The following is a 12373-nucleotide window of genomic DNA, read 5'->3' as shown; positions in this document are numbered from 1 at the left end:
TTTTAGTATATCATGTTCAAAACGTCATTTTCAATCATTTAATCTCTAGCAGTTTTCCAATATCGTCTATGTCCAAGGCATTCATTATTTTTTCAAGGACTTGTCGAGAAAACATCTTGTTTTTATTTCTGACCATTTCAGAAATTGTAGCTTCTCTGACTCCAGTCATTTGAGATAGATCTTTCTGATCTAAACCCTTTTCTCGTAAAATATTCTTTAAATTACATGAAAGTATCTTATTGCTCATTCATATCTCTTCTCTCGAAAACGAAATAATAATCTTTTATACTACTTCAAACGAAGCATATCTGCATCAGCAAACTTTAGTGTGTAGTAGTCTTCTTTTTGAATATATTCATCGACTAAGAAGGATTCATCATATTTAACTCCAACGCTTGGCAAAGCGACATATTGAGTGTCAAGGATGTTCATATCCTTATCATAAACAACCAAACCGATATGACCAACTAATGTTCCACTATAATTGTTAGTCAATCTTGCTTTAGCTTTGGGTTTACTTCCTGAATTGTCAATAGTGAAGTCGTCAATTTGCAAAAATCCAAATAGATATTCGCTTGACTCCTTTTTCTGTTGATTCTTAATTCGTGATTCTTCTTGCATTTGCTCATATGATTTTTGAAGCTCTTCTTCTTTTTTCTCTTTTTCCGCCGATGCACAGGCTGTAAGTGATAATGATAATAGCGTTAAAATTATAATCGCCTTCTTCATTCTATGTCTCCTTGTGGTCTATAGGCGTTTGGTGTTTTTATTTCGTTTAGATCATATGTCTCCCCCATGGAGCCAACCTTAGTCGCTCTGTCCCATAAGGTTTGTAAAGAATAATTGTTCAAACGTGTTGTCCATGCTTGAAATTTGCTTGAGAAGTCTAAGTCAAGCATTGCTCTACCCCAAGCTTCTTTGCAAATTTGAACCATTTTTAAAGGTAAGTTGCATTGACGGATTGCCTTGACGACCCCATTATTACTCTCGATTAGGAATATCGTAAGAATATTGTACCCTTCCGCAAGCTGAAAAACTCTTTCATCATCATATAGAGTTGGATCAAATTTCATTTCAAATATCATAGACTTCCCAAACATGATCATCGGAAGAATCATTCCACCATCACCTTGTAACACTTTGACCGCGATCTTGTCGTTTCGGAACGATTGTTTATCCATAAAGCTAATGTCAGTTAAATGTATGCAGAAGAAATAACCTTGATTGAAATCGGTTGCTTCAAATTTTGCTCCGTCAATTCCTTTAAGTTTTTCTATGCTGTTAGCAAAAAGAGGAAACCTTTCTCCAACTTTAATCTCACATAATTCTATATCGTCCATTATAATCTCCTCTGTCTTTTTGCTTGTTCTGCCCTAAGAATAACTTTAGACCAGAGTTTCTTTTCAACGCTTTTATAAATGGAAATGTCTTTCTCACCCATAACGATTGGTGGAATACTCTCTGCAAACAATTCATTAGCCATTGGCACATTTTGATTGGTCTTGGAAAGATTTTCTTGCCACATATCTGGAAAAGTTTCCTTTAGTTTATTATCGAAAATATGGGTCAATTCGTGAAGATATACATGGGTTAAATACGCCTTTATTTCTGTTGAAGTAAAAGGCTTCAACACATCTTTTGCAATCTCATCACAGATAGTTATCGCGTAAGGCAACCCCATGATAGTGCGTAACTCTAATTTATCATTGGCATAAACCACAGCGAAGCCAACATATTCTTTCTCGATATCCTTGTAAAATCCAAGATTGATTTGAGTTTGAATAAGAGGATTTTCTTTGACTGCGACAAGGTAATCTTCTTTCGATTGAAACTTGATGATTACCTCATGTGGAATCTTCATCATTTTACTCTCAAACATTCTCTTTGTGCTGTCAAATGTAGATTCAAAGAACTTTTTATTTAACTTCATTTTTTATCTATTCCTCTCACTGTAACATGGATATCAAAAACAGTGCTTTCATTTGTTTCTTCCATCTCTTCTATAAGATATTTTAATTTTCGTATTATTGCTTTTCTGTCTCCACCTCTTTTGTTAAAAGTGAAAAAGAAATCCTCTAAAATTTCATTGGTTGATCCAGAATCATGTGTGCTAACAATCTCATTTTTTTCTGGAGCAACTTCGACAATCAACCTTGTATCGTTAGATAGATTCTCATTCAGCGTTCCTTCGTTAATCGTATCATTTTTTTGTTCATTGTCATTGATATTCCCAAGTAACCTCCACCTTAAACTGCATACTGCTTTTTCGGTAACTCCCCATTTTTCAACGATTTCCGCTGTAGTATATTTATCAAAGATAATCTTGGCTACATCAACTTTATGCTTCTTCTTCATTTTTTTAAATTCATTGTAGGTCAACGTATAATAGTCATTGACCTTGAATGGTTTATCTCCACTAAATGTGGGTTTAGACCGCATTGTTCTTGGAATGTCAAGCCTTCTCATATGGGAATAGAATGTCTCAGGAGAAACCCCCATCTTTTCAACTATTTCTTTCATTTGAAAATTATCTCTCCACTCAGTCAGCAATAACTTTTGAGTCTCATCATCTAATTTTTTAAATTCAGCATTACTCATTACTTCTTTCAATTTGATCGTCGTCACCTTTCCATTTAAAGTCTTTTTATCTTTGTTGGACATGAAATAATATGGAGTCCGCAAAGGTGAATTTTTACCACCTTTTCTAGTGGCAACTCTTTTGTGAATGTTGTTAGCTACACGCTTCTTTTCACGAACATCATCGTTGAATAACTTTTCATATTCCCAATGTTTCATCATAAATTATCCCCTTTTTTCTAAGGGCAATCTCATCTTTTTCCATCTTATCTCGTATTGCATCAATAATGTATTGTTGTTTTGATTCTGATTTCATGTGGAATACAAACCAGTTAATCTTCTCTGAAAAATTATCTTCAAATTTTAACGGGAAAGTTTTTCTTCTAGCCATAACACATACCACCTTCTCATGTTACTATAGTAACATGTATTACTATAGTAACAATGGTTACTAGCTATAGTATAAACTCCAGAATTTTCCTCGTCAATAATCTTATATAAATAAAAAGACTGCCATAGGCGGCAGTCTACTTTTTGGCTTTGAAGCTTGTACATATCGGACTATTAATGCTTCCGATTTCCTCTCTGACGGTTCCTGCAACCGAATCCTTTAAGATCGAACAAGACCCGTTGCGATATCTGGAACATCCAGTACATTTAGCAGAGAACTCTTTGTAAACGTCTTTGTCTTTGAAGATGCCAACAAAGTCAACGGGTTTAATGGAAACCTCGATACGAGGATTACTAGAGTCATATACAATGTGCTGAGTCCGAACTAAAACCCTAGAGTCATTGTCATACACAATACCTTCAAGAGAATCGTTCAGAAGTTTGTAGATATTATTGTCATCACTACCGCGTCTTGCGAAATAAATGACTGCATCCTGATAAACAAAGTTTTCCTTTGTCCATTCATAATCCCAATCAGGCTGGTCAAGCAACTGTATCCTTGCACGACCTTGAATTTGTGCTTTCACTTTTCGACCATCTTTAGAGAGGATTCTTCGTCCAGTTGGCACACGCTGTTTTATCCTTGCGTCATACTGATACTCGTTAATGTATAATTTATTGATTGATGTTGGTACAGGCAAAGTAAGATTAAGTTCCATTTATAACCACTCCTAGTAATTTCATTTGGCGTGTAGGAGTGTAGAAGCCAAGAAAGTACTAGGAGGTAAAGCTTAAATTAATTCAAGTCCATCAATTGAAATCAGGTAGCCTTTTTGGTTGTCATTGTGAATCAATGCCACTGAATCGTTATTATTAAAGTGTTTTTCGACAGCAAGCACCATATATACTTTATCTTTTTCTGGTTGGAGTCCACGCGCATGTGTGAAGTCTGCAAATCCGAGTTTTGCTCTCATATGATTAAACATATCTGTGTAAGTGCTGTAAGTCTCTCCTGTGTCAACCACTTTTACCATTTGCCCTCGTTTGATTTCGTTCATTAAAATCATCTCCATTACAATTTGATAAAATTAGAAATAATAACATTGTCAGTGTCAGTCTCTTCGGTTATCTTTTCTGAGATAGCTTGAATGTCGCCAAAGGTAGCGATAGGATATTCCAAATCAAATCCAGCCATACCATCAAAAACTTCTCCATTCTTTTTACCTTTGTAGTAGATAAAATAATGATGCATCAAATCATCTCCTAATTATTTATTTAATTGTTTAATGTATTTCACAGATCGTTCGCGAAGTGCTTTCATGTCGCTTATCACTTGTTCAAAGTGTTCTTCTGTCGTTTCTATTAGGCGACCAGTTTCCTTATACCAGTCGTTCAATTCTTGTCCAGTCAGTTCCATGTCGTTCTGGACAATCCAAGCACCATGTAATCCAAGTTTGGAATGAGGGCTTGCTGAAACCCTCATCCAATCCTCGAACAGTCTTTCGTTAGCTTTAATGGAGTATTTTTTGCTCATCGTGAATCCCCAACTCAATAAGCAAAAGTTTAATGGTGCCTAATGTCCGCTCTGACGTTTCGGTTTGAGATTGACCTTCGTTTACCTCATCAATCTTCAACAGCAGTTTTTCCATCTCTTCTTCTGTCAGGATTGGAATCCCAAGTCCTCTTTCGAATAGTTCGATCAACAAACTTAGAAACAGAGCCTTCGATTGCACTTCTGTAAGTACCTTCATTTAACAGCAACCCCTTTAGTTTTATCTTGAATTTTCTTCGCCATCTTTCTTTCGATGATGATCGTCCATTCATCAAATGTCTTCATCTTAGAAACAATCGCTTCGTCTTTGCTACGCTTCGCCAGAATGACAACAGATGTGCCTTTATCAAGCATGTGCTTGAACTCACTGTATTGGTTGGAGTAAGCTTTGGCGTTAACAACTCCATGTGGAGTAAGGACTTTCAGCTTGGCATATTGTCCACCTCTACCAGATTTCTTAACGTCTTTGCTCACAATTGTTCCAACAACCAGAACCTTGTCAGTTCCATCTTCATAAGTGTAGAAGTCTTTGATTGACTTGATGTATTTGTCAAATGGGCTGATTGTAAGATAAGCACCCATCGTATCGAACTCATAACACTCAGGATCGCCTACATACTTATCGAAGAAGGTGTCAATGTGCTTCTGTCTTCTCGCTTTATCTTTTTCGATGTGTTCTGCCAGCTTGAGTGCATTAAAGATTTCACATCTGATAGCTTTGTCAGCAAAGTGTTCTTCACTGATCTTATATCCTTTGGTGTCGAAGTCTTTCTTGGAAGGTACGCCCTTCTTCGGAATCCACTTCAATGAAATGTACAAGGTTTCAGCATATTGAGTCAGCATTTCGTTCTTGTTATCACCAAACGCACCAGACTTGATAAGGTTAATGATTGCGTCAGATGGCATCATTTCAACTAAAGGCAACTCGCGGTTGAAGTCATAGAACTCTTTGAATGATTCAAAGTTTCTTTTGTTAATTTTTCTGAAATTTACTCGTAACTCTTCTATCAAGTCAACAGTAGGATCGCCTATTGCACGAATAGCTGTAAGTCCAAAAACAATCTCACCTTTTTTTGCTGTGAACTTTCTTTGGCTCTCATTGATATCTGGAACATTCACTTTAATGCCCATTCGCTTACATTCACTAAGATAGTGAGACAATTCTTCTATCTTACCAATTTTACTGTTAAGCAAGGCTGTCATGAACTCTACTGGATGGTAGTGTTTCAGCTTTGCCATTTGCCAAGCGATGATCGCATAAGCCAACGCATGAGATTTGTTAAAGGAGTAGGATGCAAAATCAATCATGATTTCCCATAGAGTTTCAAGTTGCTCAGTTGTCCATCCTCTTGCTTTAAGACCAGCAAACAGTTCTTTACGAACCTTTTTCATCTTCTCGATTTTCTTCTTGGCTGTTGCTTGACGAATTTCGTCAGGGTTTCTCATCTTGGCGATTCTTCCAATTTCGATCAACTGCTCTTGGAAGACCAAAATACCATAGGTTGGGTTGAGAACATCTTCAAGGTCAGGATGAAGATACTTGAACTTTTCAGCACCCTTCTTGCGCTTCGCATAATGTTCAATATGCTTCATAGATGCTGGTCTGAACAACGCATTACACACACCCAAGTCAGAGATTCCATCAGGAAGTACTTGTCGAAGTGTTTCCTTCATACCAATGGACTCAAATTGGAACACTCCATCTGTTCTTCCCTCTCTGAATAGCTTGAGGATGTTTTCATCAGCAAAGTCTAGTTTATCAGGATTAATGTAATCGTAGTCTTTGCCGATCATCTCTAATGTGTCATAGATAACGTCAATCGACTTCAACCCAAGAAGGTCAACCTTTACCAAGCCAAGATCATCAGTGTCATCCATATCGCCCTGAAAGACAATTGTTCCATCATTAGATGCAATAGCTGTGTAGTAGTCAACATCCTGAATCGAAATGATCTTGCCGCATGGATGGACACCAAAGCTTTTGGGCAGTCCTGCAATTTTCTCAGCATATTCAAACAGTTTGGGATACTCTTCAAACCAATGAGGAAATAATCCTGCTTCTCTCATGTAAGTGATCGTCAAATCACCCATCTGTTGAGTCATTGTATTTGTTACAGTGTAAGGAATGTTAAGTACTCGACCAACGTCTTTAACAGCAGATTTATCCCAAATATATCCGAATTGTCCGATAGCAGCGAACTTCTCTTCTCCATATCGCTTGGTGATGAAATCAACAACCTTATCACGATCTGTCGCTCCAAAGTCAGAATCAACGTCAGGGATTTTTAACTCTTTACGAGTAATCGTCCCATCTGCTAAAAGATCAAGTGCGCCCACGTCTATGAAACGTTCGAAGTACAGACCATATGGAATAGGGTCAATCTCAGTGATCCCTAACAAGTAAGCAATCAAGCTGCCGCCAGAAGAACCACGCGCAATACCTCTACGCTTAACAGAGTTTACGTAGCTTTCTACAAGGAGAAAGTATCCTTCAAATCCCATCTTGGTAATGGAATTGAACTCATAGTTTAAGCGCCCTTTGTACTCTTGAACATTCTTTCTTTTCTTGATTTCTCTTCGCTTCCAGCCTTTATTGATAAGTTCTTTCAGGTAACTCATCTCATCGGGGAAGCCTTCTGGAATATCAACGTGAGGAATGATAGGCTCAGACAGTGGTAGACTAACATTACATTTGTCAGCGATCAGCAATGAAGTTCTTACTGCCAACTCCGCTTCGTCATTAGTCATAGACCCAAGCAGCTTAACAGTTACCTCATCAGCGCCCATGATGTGAGTGTCTTGATAAGTCTCTCCTGTCTCACGATTAGTTCCGATCTGAATGAAGATACCATGCAATTCAAAGTCTTCTTCGTCTACGAAGTGTGAGTCCGTTGTAGCCACATACTCAATGCCCAATTCCAGAGCAATGTCAACGATTGCCCGATTGAGTTGTTGCTGCCTACTGTCCCTGTGAGCCTGAACTTCAAGATAATAATCATTACCGAATATCTTTCTATACATGCATATAATCTCTTTAGCATTTTGGATATTCGCATCAGTGATTTCAATATCACCATCACCAATTTTACCTCCTGCTAGTGCTTGCTGAACTTCACTAGCCATACAGCCCGACATAACAATAAGCCCTTCACTGTATTGTTTAAGAAGGCTATGGTCGATACGTGGTTTGAAATAGAACCCTTCAAGATAACCAAGTGAAGCAAGTTTATTAATATTTCGTCTCCCCTGCTCATTCTTTGCAAGAACAGTTATATGGAAGTACTTCTTTGTCTTATCCTGAGCGAACCTGTCGTCAGTGACATAGAACTCAGCACCATAGATGTGCTTTATATTGGCTTCTTTCGCCAGTTTGTGAACTTTCACAGCAGAGAACACATTGCCATGTTCTGTTACTGCTACAGAAGTCTGTTTTAGGCTTGCCACCTTTTTAATTACATCTTCTGGCTTACTCATGCCATCAAGCAAAGAGTAAGCTGTGTGAAGATGAAGGTTGACAAATCCATCATAATCCTTTGGTGTCGCGTGGACTAATAATGCATTGCCGCAAGTCTGACACAATATTAAGCACCTTCTTCTTGATGTGGATAGTCAGCGAACCTCGTATACTCTACGATAAGTTCATCTCTCGTAAGTCGCAGTTTATGCAATGCAAACTCCAGCAAATCTTCGTCTGGATAATTTTCATTTCTACAATAACTACAGCTCGTGGTTTGTTCATAATTAGCACCCTTTGGAAGATAGCCATCCTCTTCCCATCTATATCCCTGTGATTCAGCACATTCATCGCAACACCAGTGTTTTCCGCATTCGCAGCCTGTGAAGTCTCCACAATCAGGAAATGTATCTCTACAGTTATTACAAGTGTAAAAGTCTACCCCCATATCAATCGCCCCCTAAACCAATTTTTTTTCGTCATATTCATCGAAGGTTATCTTCGCTCGACACACCTGCATCTTTCCATCCTTGAAGTATTTGACCCAAATGTCGCTGTTATCTTCGCCTTCGCCACACAACTTAAAAATATGGTTGGAGTATAACTTTGAGATATATTTCATGTCCTGTTCATGGTCATACCACTTAACAGAATCGTAAGTACTTCCGTCTGGCTCCAAACCATAGAACATCTCTTTATCAGAATCAATAATGCTCTCCAGTAAATCGTAATGACCACCTACAATACTCAACTCATAGCTAGTGCAATAGCCCATTCAATCATCTCCTAATATATGAGGTTCTTGATTGAGGACTTGTCAGTTCTCCTGTCTTTCTTGACGCGGATATTGACTTTCCGACAATCAAGTTTTTTCTGATTCCCATGATATGTAGGTGATTCAATCCCCATCGTCATATACATAAGGAAGTCAATCATATTCACAGTCAGATATTGACCATTCCTATTGACAGTGGTTACTACAAAGCCATCAGCATACTGTCTCCATCGAACTTCCTGTAATAAAGGAATGTCTTCGATATCAACGAGTACCTTGTATGACTTTTCCTCATACCTTTTGTTGTAGACAGACATTTCGGCAGTCCACTTGTCAATAGGAGTGAATTTATTCTTCTTGAATTGCAATGCTTCTTCCAACTTCTCGTCAAGAAACATCGTTCTATGTTTTGGACACATGTACACACCTTTAGAGGAAACGTAGAAAGCCCGATTCCTTACGTTACAGATTGTGCAACCCTTCATGTTCATTCCTCACTTTTATCTTTCTTTGATTTTGTCGCCCCAAAGTTTGTTCTCAGTCTTGATGTAATAATCCTCAGTCGATATGCCACAGCATTCACACCTTGGATACGATGACAGCGGAACTTTAGGATGATTCGTTATGAACTTCTGCCAAGAAGCATCGTATGGACACCACAACTTGCCTTTTGGTGGCTTCTCGTCAGGTCGAGGTGTGATTGTGTAAGGAAGACTAGCCAATCGCTTGGCTGTATCTTCTGGTTTCACGCGAATCAACTCGATCTGATCATCTGTTAGCTGTGTGCCTTTTGTTGATTTTCTTTTAGACAATAGAACCACCTCGTCTAACCCTTTCGTGAATGGCATTCACTATTTGTTTTGCTATTGCATCAGGATCGCTATTAACATCATTATTGATTGTGATATTGACTGTTGTAGTCAATGTTGTTGGCGACTGCATTTGCTCCATCATCTTGTCATACTCTTCGCGAGGTACTAAATAATCACGATGCAATTCTGCAAGTCGCTCACATCGACCATAACACTGTGAATAATTCTGTTCCTTAACCATATTATCACTCCTTGTACTTTCTTTAGCACCTTAGTTATTCTTCTGAATAGCAAGAGACTGATTCAGGAGGATTCTCTTCCGCTTTAACCTGAACCCAACGATATGAAGTGTAAGCTTCCTTTGTAACCTCTGTAACATCGTCGTCATAAAAATCAATCTCATAGCTAGACCAATAGCTTCCATGACGATATGCGTAGAATGCATAATATTTTCCTTCATGCTTAAAGATCACTTCGCAAGATTGGAACTTGCCTTGGTCTTCCCAATCAGATTGCTCTACACTTTCATAGTCAAAGCCTTCAATGTCTTTTTCAAGCAAGATTGATTTTCTTTGTTCTTCTGTGAGTTTCAGCTTCATTTTTCATTCTCCTTAGTCAACTTCAATCACAAATTCATATTCATTCATCGAAGCAATTCTTTTTAATAGATATTTTTTGTCTTCCTTGCTCTGTATTTCTTTCCTGTTCGACAAAATAATTCTCTTGGCATACTCAATAACTCTATCCTTAAAGTTATCCATAAATTCATTACCCCTCTTGACAAACTGCTCTTCTGTATCAGTAAACTCGGAAACGATCACAAATCTTTTCGATTTATAAGAAGAGTTACTATTTAACAATCTATATTTTAAATGTAACTCTATCGTTTTTGTAAAACTCGTTTCGTTGCTATATTGAACCTTGGCAATAAATTCATACTTATTATTATCGACATTAGCTCCTGCATTCTGACTAGCATCCTTACCCTTTTTCTTGAACACTTTCCATCGTCCTTTCAACTTGAATGTTTATTGCATTAGACACAATTGCTTCAACCATGTCTCTGACAAGATCAGCATCTTCTCTTACATACATTCCTCGCTCACCAACAATCAGTGTTCTTCCATCTTCCTTAACCCTGATCGTATGGATTGTGTCCGCTTTGACATACATCATCTCGCCTGAATAATCATGAGTTAATTTTACGAACATTTCATTTTTTCACCTCTACATATCAATACTTTCTTCCGCTCCTTAGAAATCCTCTAAATTGTCATACTCTTCCTTGGTCATGATAATGAGAGATACGTTGTTCGGATGTTTTCGTTGTGCCTTACGTGCTTCTGCTTCTGTTGCATGATCTGTGTAATAGTCTCTGTACCCACCCCACATATCCTGATACAAAACATAAACAATATCGTTTGGCTTCATCTTATTACCTCCAAATGTTTTTGTTCTATTCTTCATAGCAATTCAGACAAGTATGAAAGTTGTAAAACCTTCCAGCACTCATGCCTGTAATGTAATATGATCCATTCCCTGCTTCAATAACTGACTTGCAATATTCACATTGATGTTCAAGCTTATTTCTCTTTTGTCTTCGAACCCGAAGTATTCGATCATCCAGAGAGGTGTAAAGATGAACTGCACCAAGACTTTCATCATTTTTCATGAATCTGGTCATTAACTACTTACCATTGAATTTCTCTTTTAGACGTTGGTATTCAGTCCATTCATCATCTAGCAAATGACCATATTCGTGATTCCATTCAGGAGGAACAACACCCTCTCTACCATACTCAAAAAACTTTATCTGATTGAATAAAAGTTCTGCGCGGTGTTTGTATCTGCTAGAACCTCTCATTTCATAATCAGCCATTGTCTCATTACTTTTTATTTCTTTTCGGACAGCTTCGATAATCTTAGCAATGCGTTCTTGTATATGCATCCAATTCCTCCATCATGGAATATAAATTTGACTAAGCTTCTCTCTATAATTATGCAGATGCAGTCTTTCTCTTTCTGTAATTCCATCCTTGTTTACGTTGCAGATTCCGCGCTCAAAGTTATATGCCGCATATTCTTTCTTGAGTTCTTCAAGCACTTCGTTGAATAGATCACAAACATCTTTGTGGGCGCTCACTTATTTCACCCCTCCCCATGTTGTTCTAACTTTTTGCGAAGTTCTTGATTTTCCTCCCACAACAAACGCACTAAATGTCTTTTATGATAGTCGTTGAAAATTTGTCTGTTTTCAAGCGCCTTAACAAATTCGCTCCGCTGTTCTTCTGTCATCTGCTTCCCTCCTAATTTCTAAATGGAACCCTTATTTTATTGAGACTGAAAGTATAGTCATTGCAAAATTCTTCAATGAAAATCTACTTTTATTAGTTTCATCAACCTCTGCTTGTTTTTCGTTGAGAAATAGCACCGCTTCCTCGTTTGTCTCAAATAACTTAACAATTTTGTAGCCACGCTTACTAACACCCTCTTCATCACTCTTGACAACACCAGTTAATTTAATGGTATTTGCCATTAATATCCCACCTCATTTCTCCTATCTAAATTGAAGATTTGTTTCATTTAGTCTCAAATTTAAAGTAACAAGAAAACCATTCTCCTTTAGAAAAAGTTATGGTACAACGAGATTGACAAAATGACAGCGACCACATCATCTATTAATCTAGGTGATGTTTTTCCATAGATTAGCTTTTCTGTGATCTGCCAAACAACTGTAATTGCTACATACATAAGGAATCCAATAAGAAACTCAATAAGCATCTCTAAGAACATATTAACTTCACTCCTGACCT

25 protein-coding genes are annotated in these 12373 nt (G+C 37.7%); all 25 read right to left on the bottom strand.

The features are described 5' to 3' along the window. Positions 1 to 34: 34 nt before the first annotated feature. Positions 35 to 247, bottom strand: coding sequence for a helix-turn-helix domain-containing protein (locus BN1546_RS26790; RefSeq protein ID WP_090739437.1), 213 nt, complete (start codon positions 245 to 247; stop codon positions 35 to 37). Positions 248 to 288: 41 nt separating this feature from the next. Next, positions 289 to 729: a hypothetical protein gene (locus BN1546_RS26785; RefSeq protein WP_090739436.1), complete on the bottom strand. Its 441-nt coding sequence runs from the start codon at positions 727 to 729 to the stop codon at positions 289 to 291. Then, the gene (locus tag BN1546_RS26780; protein WP_255305653.1) at positions 726 to 1340 is read right to left on the bottom strand and encodes a uroporphyrinogen decarboxylase/cobalamine-independent methonine synthase family protein; all 615 of its coding nucleotides are present in this window, start codon (positions 1338 to 1340) and stop codon (positions 726 to 728) included. Before BN1546_RS26780 ends, BN1546_RS26785 begins: the two co-directional genes overlap by 4 nt. Continuing rightward, the gene (locus BN1546_RS26775; RefSeq protein WP_090739434.1) at positions 1340 to 1930 is read right to left on the bottom strand and encodes a hypothetical protein; all 591 of its coding nucleotides are present in this window, start codon (positions 1928 to 1930) and stop codon (positions 1340 to 1342) included. Before BN1546_RS26775 ends, BN1546_RS26780 begins: the two co-directional genes overlap by 1 nt. Then, the gene (locus tag BN1546_RS26770) at positions 1927 to 2799 is read right to left on the bottom strand and encodes a hypothetical protein (protein ID WP_141651608.1); all 873 of its coding nucleotides are present in this window, start codon (positions 2797 to 2799) and stop codon (positions 1927 to 1929) included. Before BN1546_RS26770 ends, BN1546_RS26775 begins: the two co-directional genes overlap by 4 nt. Continuing rightward, positions 2777 to 2968 (bottom strand): hypothetical protein, encoded by a 192-nt coding sequence (locus BN1546_RS26765; RefSeq protein ID WP_090739432.1) that lies wholly within the window; start codon positions 2966 to 2968, stop codon positions 2777 to 2779. The genes BN1546_RS26770 and BN1546_RS26765 overlap by 23 nt, the downstream gene beginning before the upstream one ends. Before the next feature lie 136 nt (positions 2969 to 3104). Further along, positions 3105 to 3686: a RusA family crossover junction endodeoxyribonuclease gene (locus BN1546_RS26760; protein ID WP_090739431.1), complete on the bottom strand. Its 582-nt coding sequence runs from the start codon at positions 3684 to 3686 to the stop codon at positions 3105 to 3107. A gap of 72 nt (positions 3687 to 3758) precedes the next feature. After that, a complete protein-coding gene (locus tag BN1546_RS26755; RefSeq protein WP_255305652.1) occupies positions 3759 to 4025 on the bottom strand; it encodes a hypothetical protein in 267 nt (88 codons plus the stop codon). A gap of 14 nt (positions 4026 to 4039) precedes the next feature. After that, positions 4040 to 4219 (bottom strand): hypothetical protein, encoded by a 180-nt coding sequence (locus BN1546_RS26750; protein WP_090739429.1) that lies wholly within the window; start codon positions 4217 to 4219, stop codon positions 4040 to 4042. Positions 4220 to 4234: 15 nt separating this feature from the next. Beyond that, positions 4235 to 4501 carry a hypothetical protein gene (locus BN1546_RS26745; protein ID WP_090739428.1) on the bottom strand — a complete coding sequence of 89 codons (267 nt, stop codon included), beginning with the start codon at positions 4499 to 4501 and terminating at the stop codon, positions 4235 to 4237. Beyond that, the gene (locus tag BN1546_RS26740; RefSeq protein WP_090739427.1) at positions 4479 to 4718 is read right to left on the bottom strand and encodes a hypothetical protein; all 240 of its coding nucleotides are present in this window, start codon (positions 4716 to 4718) and stop codon (positions 4479 to 4481) included. Before BN1546_RS26740 ends, BN1546_RS26745 begins: the two co-directional genes overlap by 23 nt. Next, a complete protein-coding gene (gene dnaE, locus BN1546_RS26735) occupies positions 4715 to 8098 on the bottom strand; it encodes a DNA polymerase III subunit alpha (RefSeq protein WP_090739426.1) in 3384 nt (1127 codons plus the stop codon). Before dnaE ends, BN1546_RS26740 begins: the two co-directional genes overlap by 4 nt. A gap of 2 nt (positions 8099 to 8100) precedes the next feature. Next, a complete protein-coding gene (locus tag BN1546_RS26730; protein ID WP_090739425.1) occupies positions 8101 to 8421 on the bottom strand; it encodes a hypothetical protein in 321 nt (106 codons plus the stop codon). Positions 8422 to 8433: 12 nt separating this feature from the next. After that, positions 8434 to 8748: a hypothetical protein gene (locus BN1546_RS26725; protein WP_090739424.1), complete on the bottom strand. Its 315-nt coding sequence runs from the start codon at positions 8746 to 8748 to the stop codon at positions 8434 to 8436. Positions 8749 to 8759: 11 nt separating this feature from the next. Then, positions 8760 to 9167, bottom strand: a complete 408-nt coding sequence (locus BN1546_RS26720; protein WP_255305651.1) for a hypothetical protein — start codon at positions 9165 to 9167, stop codon at positions 8760 to 8762. Positions 9168 to 9248: 81 nt separating this feature from the next. After that, complete coding sequence (locus tag BN1546_RS26715; RefSeq protein WP_255305650.1) at positions 9249 to 9569, bottom strand: hypothetical protein; 321 nt, start codon at positions 9567 to 9569, stop codon at positions 9249 to 9251. Beyond that, positions 9553 to 9801 (bottom strand): hypothetical protein, encoded by a 249-nt coding sequence (locus tag BN1546_RS26710; RefSeq protein WP_090739421.1) that lies wholly within the window; start codon positions 9799 to 9801, stop codon positions 9553 to 9555. The genes BN1546_RS26715 and BN1546_RS26710 overlap by 17 nt, the downstream gene beginning before the upstream one ends. A 34-nt stretch (positions 9802 to 9835) precedes the next feature. Continuing rightward, positions 9836 to 10159: a hypothetical protein gene (locus tag BN1546_RS26705; protein WP_090739420.1), complete on the bottom strand. Its 324-nt coding sequence runs from the start codon at positions 10157 to 10159 to the stop codon at positions 9836 to 9838. 12 nt (positions 10160 to 10171) lie between these two features. Beyond that, positions 10172 to 10561 (bottom strand): hypothetical protein, encoded by a 390-nt coding sequence (locus BN1546_RS26700; protein ID WP_090739419.1) that lies wholly within the window; start codon positions 10559 to 10561, stop codon positions 10172 to 10174. Continuing rightward, a complete protein-coding gene (locus BN1546_RS26695; RefSeq protein WP_090739418.1) occupies positions 10542 to 10772 on the bottom strand; it encodes a hypothetical protein in 231 nt (76 codons plus the stop codon). Before BN1546_RS26695 ends, BN1546_RS26700 begins: the two co-directional genes overlap by 20 nt. 42 nt (positions 10773 to 10814) lie before the next feature. Beyond that, positions 10815 to 10991 carry a hypothetical protein gene (locus tag BN1546_RS27570; protein WP_176702395.1) on the bottom strand — a complete coding sequence of 59 codons (177 nt, stop codon included), beginning with the start codon at positions 10989 to 10991 and terminating at the stop codon, positions 10815 to 10817. Positions 10992 to 11247: 256 nt separating this feature from the next. Continuing rightward, positions 11248 to 11508, bottom strand: a complete 261-nt coding sequence (locus tag BN1546_RS26690) for a hypothetical protein (protein WP_090739417.1) — start codon at positions 11506 to 11508, stop codon at positions 11248 to 11250. A gap of 12 nt (positions 11509 to 11520) precedes the next feature. Next, entirely contained in the window at positions 11521 to 11703 is a 183-nt protein-coding gene (locus tag BN1546_RS26685; RefSeq protein WP_090739416.1) for a hypothetical protein, read from the bottom strand. 5 nt (positions 11704 to 11708) lie between these two features. Further along, on the bottom strand, positions 11709 to 11855 hold the full coding sequence (locus BN1546_RS27565) for a hypothetical protein (RefSeq protein ID WP_176702394.1): 147 nt from the start codon (positions 11853 to 11855) through the stop codon (positions 11709 to 11711). Positions 11856 to 11886: 31 nt separating this feature from the next. Beyond that, a complete protein-coding gene (locus BN1546_RS26680; RefSeq protein ID WP_090739415.1) occupies positions 11887 to 12096 on the bottom strand; it encodes a hypothetical protein in 210 nt (69 codons plus the stop codon). Between the last annotated feature and the right edge of the window lie 277 nt (positions 12097 to 12373).

The sequence above is a fragment of the Paenibacillus sp. Mc5Re-14 genome, assembly GCF_001049835.1.
Lineage (GTDB): Bacteria > Bacillota > Bacilli > Paenibacillales > Paenibacillaceae > Paenibacillus > Paenibacillus polymyxa_C.
Note: the sequence above shows the minus strand (reverse complement) of the source record. Positions and strands in the feature narration are given on the sequence as shown.

Excerpts from the sequence above, each read along its gene's own strand:
- BN1546_RS26740 (WP_090739427.1), bottom strand. The coding sequence starts at position 4,718 with ATGAAGGTACTTACAGAAGTGCAATCGAAGGCTCTGTTTCTAAGTTTG.
- BN1546_RS26785 (WP_090739436.1), bottom strand. The coding sequence starts at position 729 with ATGAAGAAGGCGATTATAATTTTAACGCTATTATCATTATCACTTACA.
- BN1546_RS26755 (WP_255305652.1), bottom strand. The coding sequence starts at position 4,025 with ATGAACGAAATCAAACGAGGGCAAATGGTAAAAGTGGTTGACACAGGA.
- BN1546_RS26770 (WP_141651608.1), bottom strand. The coding sequence starts at position 2,799 with ATGATGAAACATTGGGAATATGAAAAGTTATTCAACGATGATGTTCGT.
- BN1546_RS26705 (WP_090739420.1), bottom strand. The coding sequence starts at position 10,159 with ATGAAGCTGAAACTCACAGAAGAACAAAGAAAATCAATCTTGCTTGAA.
- BN1546_RS26680 (WP_090739415.1), bottom strand. The coding sequence starts at position 12,096 with ATGGCAAATACCATTAAATTAACTGGTGTTGTCAAGAGTGATGAAGAG.
- BN1546_RS26690 (WP_090739417.1), bottom strand. The coding sequence starts at position 11,508 with ATGCATATACAAGAACGCATTGCTAAGATTATCGAAGCTGTCCGAAAA.
- BN1546_RS27570 (WP_176702395.1), bottom strand. The coding sequence starts at position 10,991 with ATGAAGCCAAACGATATTGTTTATGTTTTGTATCAGGATATGTGGGGT.
- BN1546_RS26730 (WP_090739425.1), bottom strand. The coding sequence starts at position 8,421 with ATGGGGGTAGACTTTTACACTTGTAATAACTGTAGAGATACATTTCCT.
- BN1546_RS26725 (WP_090739424.1), bottom strand. The coding sequence starts at position 8,748 with ATGGGCTATTGCACTAGCTATGAGTTGAGTATTGTAGGTGGTCATTAC.
- BN1546_RS26720 (WP_255305651.1), bottom strand. The coding sequence starts at position 9,167 with ATGTGTCCAAAACATAGAACGATGTTTCTTGACGAGAAGTTGGAAGAA.
- BN1546_RS26760 (WP_090739431.1), bottom strand. The coding sequence starts at position 3,686 with ATGGAACTTAATCTTACTTTGCCTGTACCAACATCAATCAATAAATTA.
- BN1546_RS26745 (WP_090739428.1), bottom strand. The coding sequence starts at position 4,501 with ATGAGCAAAAAATACTCCATTAAAGCTAACGAAAGACTGTTCGAGGAT.
- BN1546_RS26695 (WP_090739418.1), bottom strand. The coding sequence starts at position 10,772 with ATGTTCGTAAAATTAACTCATGATTATTCAGGCGAGATGATGTATGTC.
- BN1546_RS26790 (WP_090739437.1), bottom strand. The coding sequence starts at position 247 with ATGAGCAATAAGATACTTTCATGTAATTTAAAGAATATTTTACGAGAA.
- BN1546_RS26710 (WP_090739421.1), bottom strand. The coding sequence starts at position 9,801 with ATGGTTAAGGAACAGAATTATTCACAGTGTTATGGTCGATGTGAGCGA.
- BN1546_RS27565 (WP_176702394.1), bottom strand. The coding sequence starts at position 11,855 with ATGACAGAAGAACAGCGGAGCGAATTTGTTAAGGCGCTTGAAAACAGA.
- BN1546_RS26750 (WP_090739429.1), bottom strand. The coding sequence starts at position 4,219 with ATGCATCATTATTTTATCTACTACAAAGGTAAAAAGAATGGAGAAGTT.
- BN1546_RS26765 (WP_090739432.1), bottom strand. The coding sequence starts at position 2,968 with ATGGCTAGAAGAAAAACTTTCCCGTTAAAATTTGAAGATAATTTTTCA.
- BN1546_RS26775 (WP_090739434.1), bottom strand. The coding sequence starts at position 1,930 with ATGAAGTTAAATAAAAAGTTCTTTGAATCTACATTTGACAGCACAAAG.
- BN1546_RS26780 (WP_255305653.1), bottom strand. The coding sequence starts at position 1,340 with ATGGACGATATAGAATTATGTGAGATTAAAGTTGGAGAAAGGTTTCCT.